Source organism: Cupriavidus necator A5-1 (genome assembly GCF_000744095.1).
Taxonomy (GTDB): Bacteria; Pseudomonadota; Gammaproteobacteria; order Burkholderiales; family Burkholderiaceae; genus Cupriavidus; species Cupriavidus necator_A.
In genome coordinates, this window is the sequence record NZ_JQLI01000001.1 from 1,071,379 (window position 1) to 1,085,711 (window position 14,333).

The 14,333-nt window shown below is 61.6% G+C and carries 14 protein-coding genes and 3 pseudogenes; 6 read left to right on the forward strand and 11 right to left on the reverse strand.

Annotation, left to right across the window (positions count from 1 at the left end):
- Positions 1–88 precede the first annotated feature (88 nt).
- Positions 89–751, reverse strand: a complete 663-nt coding sequence (locus tag K307_RS04725; RefSeq protein WP_051975015.1) for a response regulator transcription factor — start codon at positions 749–751, stop codon at positions 89–91.
- Positions 752–1,273: 522 nt separating this feature from the next.
- Entirely contained in the window at positions 1,274–1,726 is a 453-nt protein-coding gene (locus K307_RS04730; protein ID WP_042876649.1) for an Ohr family peroxiredoxin, read from the reverse strand.
- Between the two features lie 676 nt (positions 1,727–2,402).
- Here K307_RS04730 and K307_RS45580 point away from each other — a divergent pair.
- Both K307_RS45580 and K307_RS47500 read left to right on the forward strand, forming a co-directional pair.
- Entirely contained in the window at positions 2,403–2,768 is a 366-nt protein-coding gene (locus tag K307_RS45580) for a hypothetical protein (RefSeq protein WP_080744883.1), read from the forward strand.
- Between the two features lie 42 nt (positions 2,769–2,810).
- Positions 2,811–3,257 carry a hypothetical protein gene (locus tag K307_RS47500; RefSeq protein ID WP_155301080.1) on the forward strand — a complete coding sequence of 149 codons (447 nt, stop codon included), beginning with the start codon at positions 2,811–2,813 and terminating at the stop codon, positions 3,255–3,257.
- A 39-nt stretch (positions 3,258–3,296) separates the two neighbouring features.
- Here K307_RS47500 and K307_RS50290 read toward each other — a convergent pair whose 3' ends face one another.
- The 3 genes and pseudogenes from K307_RS50290 to K307_RS47505 all read right to left on the reverse strand — a co-directional run bounded on the left by K307_RS50290 (position 3,297) and on the right by K307_RS47505 (position 4,983).
- Positions 3,297–3,428 carry a hypothetical protein gene (locus K307_RS50290; RefSeq protein ID WP_268989174.1) on the reverse strand — a complete coding sequence of 44 codons (132 nt, stop codon included), beginning with the start codon at positions 3,426–3,428 and terminating at the stop codon, positions 3,297–3,299.
- A 36-nt stretch (positions 3,429–3,464) separates the two neighbouring features.
- A pseudogene (locus tag K307_RS04740) lies at positions 3,465–4,656 on the reverse strand (adenylate/guanylate cyclase domain-containing protein).
- 15 nt (positions 4,657–4,671) lie between these two features.
- Positions 4,672–4,983, reverse strand: coding sequence for a hypothetical protein (locus K307_RS47505; protein WP_155301081.1), 312 nt, complete (start codon positions 4,981–4,983; stop codon positions 4,672–4,674).
- Positions 4,984–5,242: 259 nt separating this feature from the next.
- On the opposite strand from K307_RS47505, the pseudogene K307_RS47510 reads away from it, so the two are divergent.
- The 3 genes and pseudogenes from K307_RS47510 to K307_RS04755 all read left to right on the forward strand — a co-directional run.
- Positions 5,243–5,368: pseudogene (locus K307_RS47510) on the forward strand (GlxA family transcriptional regulator); the annotation flags it as partial.
- A 17-nt stretch (positions 5,369–5,385) separates the two neighbouring features.
- Positions 5,386–5,886 (forward strand): annotated as a pseudogene (locus K307_RS04745) (tyrosine-type recombinase/integrase); the annotation flags it as partial.
- Between the two features lie 445 nt (positions 5,887–6,331).
- Positions 6,332–7,348, forward strand: coding sequence for an aminotransferase class V-fold PLP-dependent enzyme (locus K307_RS04755; RefSeq protein WP_268989175.1), 1,017 nt, complete (start codon positions 6,332–6,334; stop codon positions 7,346–7,348).
- 58 nt (positions 7,349–7,406) lie between these two features.
- Here the strand turns inward: K307_RS04755 and K307_RS49130 are convergent, their stop codons facing one another.
- Entirely contained in the window at positions 7,407–7,670 is a 264-nt protein-coding gene (locus tag K307_RS49130; RefSeq protein ID WP_419187103.1) for a CoA transferase, read from the reverse strand.
- Positions 7,671–7,758: 88 nt separating this feature from the next.
- Entirely contained in the window at positions 7,759–9,273 is a 1,515-nt protein-coding gene (locus tag K307_RS04760; protein ID WP_230625477.1) for a hypothetical protein, read from the reverse strand.
- A 29-nt stretch (positions 9,274–9,302) separates the two neighbouring features.
- Here K307_RS04760 and K307_RS47520 point away from each other — a divergent pair, with 29 nt between their 5' ends.
- Positions 9,303–9,470, forward strand: coding sequence for a hypothetical protein (locus tag K307_RS47520; protein WP_013958956.1), 168 nt, complete (start codon positions 9,303–9,305; stop codon positions 9,468–9,470).
- Between the two features lie 97 nt (positions 9,471–9,567).
- On the opposite strand, the gene K307_RS04765 is transcribed toward K307_RS47520, so the two are convergent.
- From K307_RS04765 to K307_RS04780, 4 genes are all read right to left on the reverse strand, one after another.
- Positions 9,568–10,665, reverse strand: coding sequence for a porin (locus tag K307_RS04765; RefSeq protein WP_042876652.1), 1,098 nt, complete (start codon positions 10,663–10,665; stop codon positions 9,568–9,570).
- Between the two features lie 113 nt (positions 10,666–10,778).
- Positions 10,779–11,963 carry a 4-hydroxybenzoate 3-monooxygenase gene (gene pobA / locus K307_RS04770; RefSeq protein WP_042876654.1) on the reverse strand — a complete coding sequence of 395 codons (1,185 nt, stop codon included), beginning with the start codon at positions 11,961–11,963 and terminating at the stop codon, positions 10,779–10,781.
- A 46-nt stretch (positions 11,964–12,009) separates the two neighbouring features.
- Positions 12,010–13,164, reverse strand: coding sequence for an acyl-CoA dehydrogenase family protein (locus K307_RS04775; RefSeq protein WP_042876656.1), 1,155 nt, complete (start codon positions 13,162–13,164; stop codon positions 12,010–12,012).
- Positions 13,165–13,291: 127 nt separating this feature from the next.
- Entirely contained in the window at positions 13,292–14,293 is a 1,002-nt protein-coding gene (locus K307_RS04780) for a Bug family tripartite tricarboxylate transporter substrate binding protein (RefSeq protein WP_013958952.1), read from the reverse strand.
- Between the last annotated feature and the right edge of the window lie 40 nt (positions 14,294–14,333).

A 14,333-nucleotide genomic window follows, 5' to 3' on the forward strand; every position in this document is an offset into this window, starting at 1 on the left:
ACTGCCACAGCGAGGCTGGATCTCTAAGCCTTGGTTTAGGTATGAGGGGGCGGGCATCTGGAGAAGTGTCGACTCCAGGTCTTGGCGACTACGAGCGCTCAGCTTTCTTCGGCAGGAGGTTAAGTTGGTCCGCCATTCGGCAGAGATCCGGGAGCGATGCGGCCTCGATCTTGCGCATCATGTTGCTTCGATGAACCTTCACCGTGGTTTCGGTGATGCCCATGTCGCCGGCAATCTGCTTGTTCAGCCGGCCCTGTACGACCTGGACGAGAATCGCGCGTTCACGCGGCGTCAGCTCTTCGAATCGAGCCCTGAGCGTGCGCAGGGATGCTTCGTTCTCGCGGCGCGCGCGGTCTCTGGCGAGCCCCACATTCACGGCATCCAGAAGATCCTGATCCCGGAACGGCTTTGTCAGAAACTCGATGGCGCCCGCTTTCATCGCCTGCACGGTCATCGGAATGTCTCCATGTCCGGTGATGAAGACGATGGGGAGCGCCACGCCCGCCGCGGCAAGATCGCGCTGAAATTCCAGCCCGCTCCTTCCCGGCATTCTCACGTCCAGAACCAGACAGGTAGGACCATCGGGCGGCTCGGATTTCGCAAACTCGTCTATCGACGCAAACGCTCGGGCATGCAGACCCGCCGACCGCAAGAGTCGTTCGAGCGATTCGCGAAACTGCGTGTCGTCGTCGATGACCACAACGCAGGGATCTGAGTTCGGCACCACTTTCGTTAGCGATTGAAGTTCCATCGGAAAGCGCTCCATCGCCTTGCAGCTTGTCGCATGAAATTCCGCAGCACGGTGCCGCCTTCGCGGTAGCTGCGGCGCAGCAAGTGGGATCGGTCGACCTTGCCCTTGTAGGTGCGCGTCGTGGTGACGAGATGAGCGGTTCCGGTTCGGGTGAGCATCGGGGAGGATAGGCGAAAGAGCGTAGATGTCAAGTCATTTAGTCACTACATAGCGAAGGCAGAAAAGGCGCCTCAATGGCGCTATTCGCAAGGAAACACGCGGGCTTGCGCCCGCATGTTGACTACGAAACGTCAGGAGCTTCGGGCTGGTTGCTCGGCAACTCGACAACGACTTCGGCTCGGTCTGGGGTCGTGTTGTCGGAGCGCGTTCGGGGTGCCGTAAGAGACAATTGCCGCGTAGCCGGCTACGGACACGTGTAATGGGAAGATGAGGCGCTTCATCACGACGACCCCCTTGGCGTGGCGGTGGGCGGTTGACGGCCGGTTCGACGATCATGGACAGAGCCAACCGGCCGTGCGGCCATCACGCTGCGACGACATTCATGGCGACGTCGATGTTGCCGTGGACTGCCTTCGAGTACGGGCAGACGTCGTGCGCCGCGTGCGCGATGGCTTCGGCGATGTCGAGTGCAACGCCGGGCATGCTGACGTTGAACCGGGCTTGAATAAAATACGCGTCGCCGGTCTTGCCTAGATCGACCTCGATGTCAACGGACAGGTCGGAGGGAAGTGCCACCTTCTTCGCATTGGCCACGAGGCCGAGCGCGCCGGTGTAGCAGGCCGACCAGGCGCCCGCGAACAGCTGCTCCGCGGTCGGATGCATCTGAATCGCCGTGAACGCGATCTCGTTGCCGGCTTTGCCGGGGATCGAGAGTTGGATGTCAATGCGTTCATCGCCGCGGCGGGCGCCTTCACGGCGGCTGGCCGTCGTATGAGTCTTACCCGTGAGTAGCACGGTCTGGATCTTGGTGGTCATTGCGAAATCCTCATCGGTTAGCCCAGTTGCCTAAGCGCGGACACTCGTTTGCGCCTTGGCAACCAGTGGTTGCGTAAGGGTGTGACTGCAAATGTTCACAACCCGGGAGTAAGGATGCCGGGCGCGGCGGTTGGCTTGTATTGCGCCGTGGGCTATCGGTTCGACCTCTTGGTGTCGACGCGCACGCTTGCCGCACGCGAATCGCAGGCTGTCTTAAACCAGTGGGCCGAGACGCAGAGCACAAGGTTGGGCGCACTAAACCTTGGTTCAGTGGAGGGCTGGCAGCGTGAACCTGAAAACGGCGCCGCAAGACCAAGGTGCGTCCGCCCGCAGTATTCCGCCGTGGGCATCGAGGATGGAGCGGCATATCGACAGGCTTCGACTTCTCGTGACAAGCGCATAACACGCCCTAACGTTTTGGTTTAGGTGCCCACACCCCTAGTAGAAGGCCTGCATCCCTGCCGACTATGGCAGTTACCGAATGGCTGAATTAAACCGCGCCGTTGGAAGCCTCGTTTAGCAACACCCTCCCCGGGCTTACGAAACCCATACGGACATCCAATTGGTGGCGCCCCGTTTTCCGACCAGACTGCATTCAAGGATCCGCGCCATTGCGGTCCGAACAATCGCGGCTTAAAGCTAAGCCGGATCTCATCGGTATAGATTGGAGAACATCATGAATGCTCGTATCGCAAGCACCCTCGCCGCAGTCTCCCTCGCTGCCGCCAGCGCGCTAACCACTCCCCTCTCCCACGCTGCGGATCAGCGCGTCGGTGGTAAGAGCCCCAATTTGTATGGCTACACCCTCGACCAGGGAAAGCGCGACCCCTATACCGACGGCGCCCGCGTTGGGGACAAGCGTGACCCCTACACCAATGGCGCCCGCGTTGGGGACAAGCGAGACCCCTTCACGGATGGCGCCCGCCAGGGGAATTTTGAAGGGTTCATCGAAGGCGTCAGCCTCTCGCCCGCCAAGAGGAATCGCTTCGGCATCCAGCTCGCCGGCCGAGACCTGACTGGTGTGTCGACGCCCCCGGGCTGAGCGACCCGGCCGTGTCTTAAGGTAACACAAGGCAACCTTCTCTTGCCTCTCGGCGTACCGAACCCAGAAGTCGGCAAGCCGATCCATTCCGTCGAGGTGTACATATCCGGGACGCTCACAAAAGGCTATCACCGATCGGTCAGCCTCAAGCAGCAGCCACAAGTCGACCAGCGCCACGCGGCCGCCCAAGCAAGACCGGCTCCGCGATATGGCGAGGATTTCCTTAAGATCAAGCCCTTTCTGGCTGGCTTCGAGGCGAAGCAGACATTGAGGATGACCATCGCCTGGTGCACGCTGCCGGGCGACAACGGCTCCGAAGAACGCGCCAGTCCGGATGGCTGCGCGCGAGCTTCCTGTTCGCGGCCAGAACCCAGCGCGCGGCCGGTTTCCGTCGAACGAAGTAATTCTGTCACTCCCGTAGCGCATAATAAATTTGTCAGCCAGCGATCGACGGTTGCAGGCGAAGCCTGGCGATTAATTGCATTTTAAACTTCGGCGTAAGGAATTCGCCTGGATAGGTGGGACGCCTCACTGGCGAAAGAGCGCAAGCACGGCGACCGCCAGGAAATCCCGTCCGTCGCGCTCCCATCCATAGTCTCCGATCTCCTCGCTGCCAATCACTGCCAGCAGCGCCATTGCGGGAAGATAGGGCGCGACCATTAGTCAGCGCATCTGTTTGAGCGTGCATAAGCTCGGCTACTTGCAGGTACTGCGTCCATTCCGCCCCGTCAGGAACCACGTACAGACCTCGCCCACTCCCTTGGCCGCAATCGTGCCGCGTTTCTCAAACAGGAACGCCTCTCCCAGTCGCTGCCGGGTGGCCTCCGTCACCTGGACCCGGCCCGCCATGCCATGGGATTCCATGCGACTCGCGATATTGACGGCATCCCCCCACAAGTCATAAATGAACTTGCGCTTGCCGATCACGCCGGCCACCACCGCGCCGCTGTTGATACCGACGCGCAGTTGCAGGCTATAGCCGCTGCGCTCGTTGAAGCGCTCGATCGACTCGATCATGTCCAGTGCCATATGCGCCGCCCGCACGGCATGATCGGCCGCAGGGACCGGCAGGCCGGCGGCGGCCATGTACGCGTCGCCAATGGTCTTGATCTTCTCGAGTCCGCGGCTGTCGGCAATGCTGTCAAAGTCGGAGAAGATCTCGTTGAGTACGGCCACCAGCCGTTCTGCACTCATGCCTGCGGTAAAGCGGCTGAACTGGACGAGGTCTGCGAACAGCACGGACACTTCAGGGAAGTTGTCCGCGATGATTTCTGGCGGACTGCCGTCAACGAGTTCCGTGCGCGCCTTCAGGCGCTCGGCAATTGGCAAGGGCAGCAGGTTCAACAAGAGCCGTTCAGATACCTTTTGCTCTTCGAGAAGCCTGTCGTAGAGATCCCTGAGCTGATCACTCTGGCGGACAAATGGTCTCGCGGCTCGCCTCCACTTCGCGCACCTTCTGTTCCAGCGCCTTGCCGTATGCCAGCGACTCCTTGTGCAACAGGCGGACCTCGAGCATGTTATGCACGCGCATCAGTACTTCGGCCAGGTCGAACGGCTTGCTGACGAAGTCCTTTGCGCCTGCCCGCAGCGCTCTGAGCTTGTGGTCGGGTTGTGCGGTGATGACGATCACTGGCAGGTAGCTGTCCGCCTCGACGTCATTCAGGCCGTCCATGACCTGGAAGCCATCAAGGCCTGGCATCTGCAGGTCCAGCAGGATCAGGTCGAAGCGGTGGAGACGGTGCAGCTCGCAGACCGTGCGGGGGTCTGTCGTCGACATGACGCACGCGTAGCCTGCGCCACGCAGCATCTGCTCCAGCAGCAAGACGTTGGCCTCCAGGTCGTCGACGACCAGGATGCGGGCGGCCAGGATATCGGCGGAACGGATCATTGCCTGTGACCTGCCTTACGGCTTCCCGGCGCTCTTTTTCATGCCCGACGCCAGCGCCAGGTCGAGAGCGCTTGCGCGGCTGGCGCTTTCGGCGTTGGCCTTGGCCTGCTTTTGCTCTTCGCTATCGGTATCGGTGCCGAACCACTTCACCACATTGCTTGCGGCATCCTTCATCGGAGCGATGCGGCTGAGGTGCCATTGATCGACACCATCGGACGCACGCTTGAGCCAGTGTTCCGTTTTGAATTCTCTGCCGCTTCTTAGCGCATGCTCCCATGCGTGCGCGAAAGGGCGGCAGATCGTCCGGATGAATGGTTTGTCTGCCAACCACCATGCTGTGTCTGTTCGAGGGTGAGGCCGGTGTAGGTGCGCCACCGCTGACCGTCAGGCCTGGCCGAGGGGACGGCATCGGCAGGCAGTCAGAAATGCTGTTCACGCTCTTCTACCTGGGCCGGGCCGCTGAAGAAAGCAACGTTGCCGAGTGAGGCACTGTGCGTTTGCGCATACATCGTCACCCAAGATGGGTAAACGCTACTATAGGAAACATTGCTCCAAACTGAAGGCGTATTGCCGAGCGTGGCGCCGAATGAGAACTACCGTAGACATCGTCATCTATCCCGGTTTCGAGACCATCGAAGCCGTTGTCGCAATCAACGTCTTCGACTATGCCAACACATGGTTGCGCCAACTCGGCTGCGAACCGGCCTACGACAACAAGCCCCGGCTGGTTTGCCGGCCACCGATGAACTGATCGCCGAACTGGCGCGCTACCGCCGCGCCCACGGGCTGGCGCCCACCCCGCAGCCCGGAAACGCGCCCACTGATGCTGCCGGTGAGCGGCCGTGAGACGGATCGCGATAAGGTCCTGTCACGCGGTGCGCTGCATCTGATCCTCAAGGAAGTGTCGGCATGGTGGCCGAGCGCCTGCGGGCGCGCGGGCCCGAGTGGGAGGGTCAGGCTGCGGTGCTGGCTAGCGCCTCGGCCCACTGGCTGCGCCACACCGCCGGATCGCACATGACCGACCAGTAGCTCGACCTGCGTTTTGTGCGCGATAACTTTGGCCACGCCTTGATCGCCACCACCAGCGCCTCCCTGCACAGCGAAGAGGATGTGCGGCACGAGGCCACGCAGGAGCGGCACCGCATCGGCTGGACCAGCAAGGCGAAAGGCCCGTCAGCACGCCAAGCGAATGGCAATTCCGCACCGGTCGAGGACCGCATCCGAGCCTGACGCTCATCCTGATCGCGGCCCTCTACTCTTCCAGCCAGGCATGCTGTCGCCTGGCTGCATCCTCGCGGGTCTTGGCCGCATGGGCCGCTGCCTGTTCGAGCCAAGGCGCATGTGCCTTGGGCACGACCAGCATCGTCAAACCCAGTCCGTCCATCACACGCAGGGCGTGCTCAAGATTGCGCCCTTGGCGTTCTCGAGCTTGGACAGCATGCCGACAGCGACATCGCAATGCCTCGCCGCCTGATCTATGGGCATCCCATCCCCTGCCCGGGTTGCTCGAATGCGGTCGCCCAGTTGGTGAATGGTGCGAATCGTCGCGCGCGAAGGTGGCGTCGGATCAGGTAGTGGTCGCGGCATGAAGGCCCGTCCCGTGAAGAAGGCAAGCCAGCGTGGAGGCAGCTGGCCAGATTATTTCATGATAGTGAAATCATAATCCGAAACGGGATTGGCTACCTTTCTATGCCGATGGGAATTCTCGGAGCGCGGGCACTACTCGTTGCGAAAGGCAGCCGATGTCCTTGGCATCGGGCGTGACAATCTCGTGCCGGTCGGGGTCGATGCAGACGGTCGCATGCGCATCGACCTGCTGCGCGACACCATGCGGGACCTGCAGCAGCGCAACATCCGGCCGATGGCGATCGTCGGCATAGCGGGGACGACGGAGACGGGCGCGGTCGATCCGCTCGACGCGATTGCGGATGTTGCTCAGGAGGCCGGCTGCCATTTCCACGTGGATGCCGCATGGGGCGGCGCAACACTGCTGTCGGAGCGCGAGCGCTGGCGCTTCGCGGGCATCGAGCGTGCCGATTCCGTCGTCATCGATGCGCACAAGCAGTTCTACGTGCCGATGGGTGCCGGCATGGTGCTGTTCCGGAACCCGGCGTGGACGCAGGAAATCATCCAACATGCGAACTACATTGTGCGCAAGGGCTCGGTGGACCTGGGGCGCCATACGCTCGAAGGATCGCCCGGCGCGGCGGCAGTCATGCTCTATGCGAACCTTCATCTGCTCGGTCGCAAGGGGTTGGCGCAGTTGATCGATCGTAGCATCGATAACGCCCACTACTTTGCATCCCTGATTGCGCAGCAGCCGGATTTCGAGCTCGACAGCCACCCGCAGCTTTGCATCCTGACCTATCGCCATGTGCCCGAGACCGTGCGTGCCGCGCTGGCAACGGCTTCGGCCGACAGGCGCGAGAAGATCCTGGACGCGCTGGATGCGCTGACCATCAGCATTCAGGAAATGCAGCGCGATGCCGGCCGCTCGTTCGTATCGCGCACGCAGTTGATGTCGACACAGTGGGGTGGCCGCCCGATTGCCGTTTTCCGCGTGGTACTGGCCAACCCGGATACGACGCATGCCATCCTGCAGGACATCCTCGACGAACATCGCGCGCTGGCGGCGGCCAGCCCTTGCATGGCGCCGCTGATGGCCCTGGTGGGGGCGCCGGACGCCGCGTGAGACATTTGCAGCTGGCGGGCGCCAATCGTCGACCATGTGTCGCTGGTAACGAGTACCGTCATTGACTGACTCGTAGATTCGGTGGGCTCTTCGGCGGGTTGCGCATTGCCACGACCTCCGGCCCCAGGCCGAGCCGCTCCATCACACCTGGACAGGATTCTCCTACCAAAGCGTCGGCATGCTCCAGTAGATTCAAGACTTGGGCAGCAGCCTCTGACTGCTTCAAATCCAGCAGCCTGTTTTTGCGGCCGCAGCCTACGATTTCCAAGGTATCGCTCGACCTGAGCGCCCGATCTATCGATTGACTTCGCCCCCCCTGCAAGAAAAGGGGCCGGAACTCAGGCCTGCAAATTTTGACCAGGCAATGCGCCGGATCTCATGGATGAGCCAAGCCCATAAGTACCGCTTTCTCAGTGTTCTTGCAGCAGCCAAGTAGCTGAACCGAGCACAAGCGCGGCGCCGCCCATGCTCACAAGCACAAACGCCAGGTTCGCCCGCAGGCTGATGATCAGGATAGGAATACCGCTGAAGCGAGCTGCCATGAGGCTGACCACCGAGAACGGCGTGACGATGATGGCAAGCCCCCAGCCTACCAAAACGGCACACACGTGCACTAATGACGGCAGGTTAAGAAGCATCGGAGAAAGACTGGAGCCGACTAAGATGGCGCTAAGCATCGGATGAATTGCGGTGCCGGAAAGCAGCACTATGGCAACTATTACCAACAGGCAGCTGAGGTAAGACGAGCCGCCTGTCATCTGCGCAACGGCTGCACTCCAACTGACGGGGAGGGCCTGAGAGAACACCGTGCCGGCGCATCCCGACGCCAAAAAAAGCATTACTTCCCCCGCCATGGCGCTTTGCCCGAGGAGATCCCGCCCCAGTTGTCGGCTGCCTGCTTCCCAGCCGCGCGTTCCATCCGAGGTGTGCAGCACATTCAGCAGCCATGCAACTGCAGGCGCGCCGAAGATAATCACGGCGGATATTGACAGATTCAAGCGGTTGCTCGTGAGCACCATGAGTGCAACGAAACACAACATCACCGCCATGATCGGCAGCCCTTCTCGCAGCAGCGGGACGATTGAGGTCGCCTGCGGCTCTCTTGGCATCTCGCCTCGCCGCTTAGCCTTTTCAAGCAGTGCTCCCAGGCCGATGAATAGGGTCGATATTACAAAGGCATACGGCAGCACCTCAGTCCATCCGATGCCTCCGTACAGCGCCAGCACGATGCTCATGTTGCTGTACATGGGGCTCCACAGGCTGAGTGCGGCATAGCCCCGCGAAATAGCGCTGAAGTCTGCGATCTGGTCTGTCTTCACAACACCGTCGCGCTGGGCCGCCACTTCCATCATCATGGTCAGGCCGGCCAGACCGAGGAACCCGCCCAGGAACTGCGCGGCAATCCCCAAAGCCAGCGGCCGTTGGCTGCTAGGAAGTGCAAAGAGATCGGCAACCACCTTGCGCATGCGAGGCACGCGCATTGACGCTCGCGACAACAAGCTGACCGAGATCAGCAGCGAAGCGATCATGCCGCCGATTCGCACGCCGCTCTCCAATGCTTTCACGGGCGAGGCAATTAGAGGTAACAGCAACACTGTCAGTGACGTCAGTGCGATAGAGGCCCGTCGAACTCCAGCCGCGGCCTGTCGATGCTGCATCAGCAAGAAGATCAGGCACCCGCCAGCAAGCAAGGCAACGCTGAACCGATGGCGCAGCAGCATATCGGCCAGCATCAGTATTGGTATTGCGGCTGTCGCTGCCCCTTTCTTCCAAGGAAAGGCCATGGCCCGGCGGCCGGTTAGCACCCGGCCTCCGGGCGAACCTTCGACGACTTGGAAACAGGCGGGCTTCTTATGTGGATCAGGGCTTCTACTCATCAGGCGCTTACTCAGATCGTGATGATCACCGGCATCAAGGTGGATCACATCCCCGACAAGGGTGAAGCCGCGACGCCATGGCAGTGCGTGCCGGCGAGTCGCGTTGCAGCATGACGCGGGCGCTGCGCCAGCCCGAACACTATTGCCTGGTATCACGGCGGTACGGCATTCGGCAGAAAACCGCGGCAACTGTGGCCCTCCTGATGGAGCCTTTCCAGGAGCTGGAATTCGTCCTGGCGCAATGACCTCGGCGTCGCGTGTCGGATGCATGGCCGTCTCTCCGCAGTGGCCGGCACCGGATGGACCGGCCGTGCCGGCCCCCTCCCCGCCTCAAATAATCAATTAGAACTTGTGGCGCACGCCAACATTGGCCGCGAACTGATTCATGCCCGGGTCCGTATTGCCCCATCCTGCGGCACCTTGTCCGGCACCGAGCGCTGAACCGCTCTTGTTCTTCGTGTAGGCAGCGGACAGGTAGACATCTGTGCGCTTGGAGAATGAATAGTTCGCGAACCCGACGAATAACCAAGGATCGGCACTGGAATGGCGGAAGTCCTGATAGTAGGCTGCCCCTGCCAGCGTGACCGCCGGCGTCACCTGCCAACGTGCCCCGGCCCACCACAGGTTCGCTCCCTGCGTCGCCGCAGCGGAAGTCGTGCCCGGCAGCCGCGCCCCGCCCGAGGCATTGGCCCACCGGTATCCCGCGTAAGCAGTCACCTTGTCGAACGCATAGGTGCCGGCGAACGTCGCCCTGCGCGTTGTGGCATCCGGGTTGGTTGTCAGGGTACCGGTATTGATCTCGTCATACGCCCCGCCAAAACTCGCGCGCCCAATGGAATAGTCAAGTTTTGCGCCGTACTCGCGGCCGAGCTTGGCATGACCAGGAACTTCACTACCATTCACCGTCCCGCTCTCCGCGCCAAAGCTATACATTGCCGCCGCGTTCAGCCCGCCAAAGGTCCCGACGTACTTGACCGTGTTGTCGGAACGCCCCACGAATCCCAGATCCTGGGTAAAGATCGAGTACCGCGGCGCCAGTCCCATGGGGTCAAAGCTCGCGACGAAGTCAAAGAGCAGATTCTGCTGCCGCCCCAGCAGCAAGCTGCCGACACCTGCCTGGCTCAGCCCGACATAGGCAGACCGCCCGAACAGCCGGTTTCCCTGTCCTGACTTGCCGGTATCCGGATCAAAGCCGCTTTCGAGAAGAAACAGTCCCTTCAGACCCGCGCCGAGGTCCTCTGTGCCACGCAAGCCCCATCGCGACCCGGAGATATTGCCTGCGGTTTCCCTGACGAGATCCTTGCCGCCACCCGCCTGATGATTGGCGTATTCAATCCCTACGTCGACCACGCCGTAGAGCGTGACATTGGACTGTGCCGACGCCCCCGATGCCATTGCAGCGAATGCCATCGTGGCACCGATTTGAAAGCGGTACTTCATCTTATCTCCTTCCTCCTTATTGTGATTACCGCGCTGAACATACCGCTGATATCGCGCGGGACGACCGCCGTGCCGCTCCCTGCGGCACGGTACGGATCAGTTGGCCAGGCGCCTCACTCGACCGGATCGTATGGCAGCCCGACATAGTTCTCGGCAATATTCCTGAGCCCTGCCTCCGAGCTGGTGTAGTAGTCGTAGTCCGTTCGCTGCATGCGCTGGTCGAACGGTTCCTTGTCCGGGAATTCGTGCAGGAGGTTGGTCATGAACCATGAGAAGCGCTCGGCCTTCCAGACGCGCCGCAACGCAATATCCGAGTATTTGTCCAGCAGGTCGGTCCTGCCCTTCTGGTAAAACAGCCGCAGGATCCGGTAGAGCGTATTGACATCGCTCGCGGCAAGGTTCAGGCCTTTTGCGCCGGTCGGGGGCACAATGTGCGCGGCATCGCCGACGAGGAACAGCTTGCCGTACTGCATAGGCTCGACGACATAACTGCGCAACGGCGCGATGCTCTTCTCAAGCGAGGGGCCGGTTACGAGCTTGTCGGCTACCTCAGCGGGCAGACGGCGCTTTAACTCTTCCCAGAAACGATCGTCGGACCAGTCTTCGACGCGCTCGGTCAACGGGACCTGCAGGTAATAGCGGCTGCGCGTTTGGGAGCGTTGGCTGCAAAGCACGAAGCCGCGGCTGTGATGCGCATAAATCAGCTCATGGCTGACCGGCGGGGTATCGGACAGAAGACCCAACCAGCCGAAGGGGTAGACACGCTCGTAATGCTTCTGGATCTCAGCCGGAATGGCCTGCCGCGAGATACCGTGAAAGCCGTCGCAGCCTGCGATGTAGTCGCAGTCCAGGCGTATCGTTTCCCCATCCCGTTCGAACGTGACATAAGGCTGCGCGCCCTTCACGTCATGGAGCCGCACATTGGCAGCCTGATAGATCGTGGGGGCACCGGCCGCCAGGCGGGCATCCATCAGGTCGCGGGTCACTTCAGTCTGACCATAGACCAGCACCGTACTGCCACCCGTCAGTGCCTTGAGGTCCAGGCGGTCGCGTTTCCCCCCATACACCAATTCAATACCCTCATGCACGAGCCCTTCCGCGTCCATGCGCTCGCTCACGCCCGCCTCGCGCATCAGGTCTACCGTGCCTTGCTCGAGCACCCCAGCGCGGATGCGCCCAAGCACGTACTCGGGCGTCTGGCGTTCCAGGATAATGTTGTCGATACCCGCGCGCGTCAGCAATTGCCCCAGCAGCAGACCTGATGGCCCGGCGCCAATGATTGCGACTTGTGTCTTCATCTTGATTCCTTCCAAATACGTAGGGCCGGGCCCGACACGTCTTGCCTTACAGGTCCATAAGCTTGGCCAGCACATTGCGCTGGATCTCGTTGCTGCCGCCGCCGATCGGGCCCACGCGCGAGTCCCGGAAGAACATCTGCATGTCGTATTCCATCGAATAACCCGCGCCGCCCAGCACCTGCAGGCCGATATCCGCGCACTTGAAGTTGTTGTCGGTCGCGACGATCTTGGCAATGGATGTTTCCTGCAGGGCGGGATGGCCGCCGTCGAGCAGTTCCGCGACACGATAGGTGGCCTGTCGTGCCGATTCCGACATGATCAGCATGTCGGCAAGCTTGTGCTGGATGACCTGGAACTTCGAGATCGGCTGACCAAACTGGATGCGGTCCTTGGCGTAGTCGCGCGCGTATTCGGTGATCTTGAAGCAATGCCCCGACGAGATTGCCGCCAGCGCCATGCGCTCGAGCCCCAGGCACTTCATGATGTTCTTCCAGGCCATGCCTTCACCGCCGATCAGGTTGGTGGCAGGCACGCGCACGTTGTCGAAGAACACCTCATTGGCGTGCGAGGTCCGCCGGCCGAGCATTGCCAGGGGCTTGATGGTGACACCCGGGGCTTTGGCGTCTACCAGCAGCGTGCTGATGCCCTGATGACGGGCCGCCCCGGTATCGGTCTTGGTGATCACCACGAGATAGTCCGCAACGTGCGCACAGGTGATCCAGACTTTGTTGCCGTTCAGCACGAATTCGTCGCTATCGCGGCGGGCATTGGTCTTGATGCCGGCCACGTCGGAGCCAGTGCCCGGCTCGGACATCGCCAGCGCGAGCTTGGTCTTGCCTGCGATGATGCCCGGTACAATTGCCTGCTGCAGCTCGGGCGAGCCGAATTTTGCGATATGCATGCCGGCGTAGATCGCCGTGGTGGTCACGGCCTGGGCGATACCGGTGTAGTAATAGCCGAGCGTCTCCAGGAAAACCGCAATGTCCTTGAAGCTGCCGCCCATGCCGCCGAGCGATTCGGGATAGAAGATGCCCAGATAACCCGCTTCGGCCAGCGCGTTAAAGGCTTCATGCGGAAACTCGCGCGCCTCGTCCATCTTGCGGACCTTGTCCCACGGCAGATGGCGCGAAAGCAGGTCGAGCACGCCTTCGCGCATCATGCGCTGTTCTTCCGACAGTCCGGCGATATTCATCAAGGTCATGGGGTACTCCTGAAAACGGATGTTGAGTCAAAAGGGGGGCCGGGCGCCCTGGCGCCGGCGCGTGTGAGCGCCGTGGTTTCAGGCCACGGCTGTACGTCCAGTGGGGATCCTGTCCCGGCAGACGGGCTTAATCTGCGGTGATGTTGTGCTTGCGGATGATCTCCGCGTACTGCGCGTGCTCGGTGCGGAGCAGCTTCTCAAACGTCTGTGGGGAGGACGGCTGGGCCACCGCCGAGTTCGCCAGCAGCTTGGCTCGAATGGCGGGATCCTTCAGCACCTGTTGCACAGCCTGGTTGAGCTTGTCGATGATCGGTTGCGGCGTCTTTGCAGGCGCCATCAGGCCAAACCAGATCTCCGATTTGAACCCGGGCAGGACCTCGGCGATCGGCTGCGCGTTCGGCGCGACCTCCGAGCGCCCGGCGCTCCCCACGCCCAGCAGCTTCAGGTTGCCCGCGTTGACCTGGCCCATCATCGTCGCCGACGGGCTGGTAAATAGCACCTGCGATTCGCCTGAACGTACCGACATTGTGGTATTCGCTTCACCGCGATACGGTACTTGTGTCATGCGCAGGCTGGCCGCCTGCGAAAGCAAGTGCGTGGCCAGGTTGCCGTAGGATCCCGGGCCGGCGGTCGCGTAGTTCAGCGTGTTCGGGCGGCCCTTGGCATAGGCGAAGAACTCGCGCAGGTTGTTGACCGGCAAGTCCTTGTTGACGACCAGCACCATCGGCATGGCGGTCACCGTCGAGATGGGCGCGAGATCCTTGAGCGGGTCGTATCCGGCCGCCTTGTTGAGCAACGCGGCGATCAGCAGACCGTTGTTCGGATACAGCAGGGTATAGCCGTCGGGTGCGGCACGTGCGACAAATGCCGCGCCGATCGCGCCGGATGCCCCCGCGCGATTGTCGACGATGATGGGTTGCCCCAGGATCTTCGACAACTGCTGGGAAATGGCGCGTACCTGGATATCGCTGGCGCCTCCTGCTGAGTATGGCACCACCACCGTGATCGGCTTGGATGGATAAGCGTCCGCTGCGGCAACGGGTGCCAGGGCGGCCATGGATAGCAGCACGCCAGAAAACGCGGCGGCAAGTCCGCGCGAGGTTCGCGCGATGCGAGGCAGGAACTTCATATTTGTCTCCAATTTCTTGTCAGGTTGGCGGGTTTCTCGC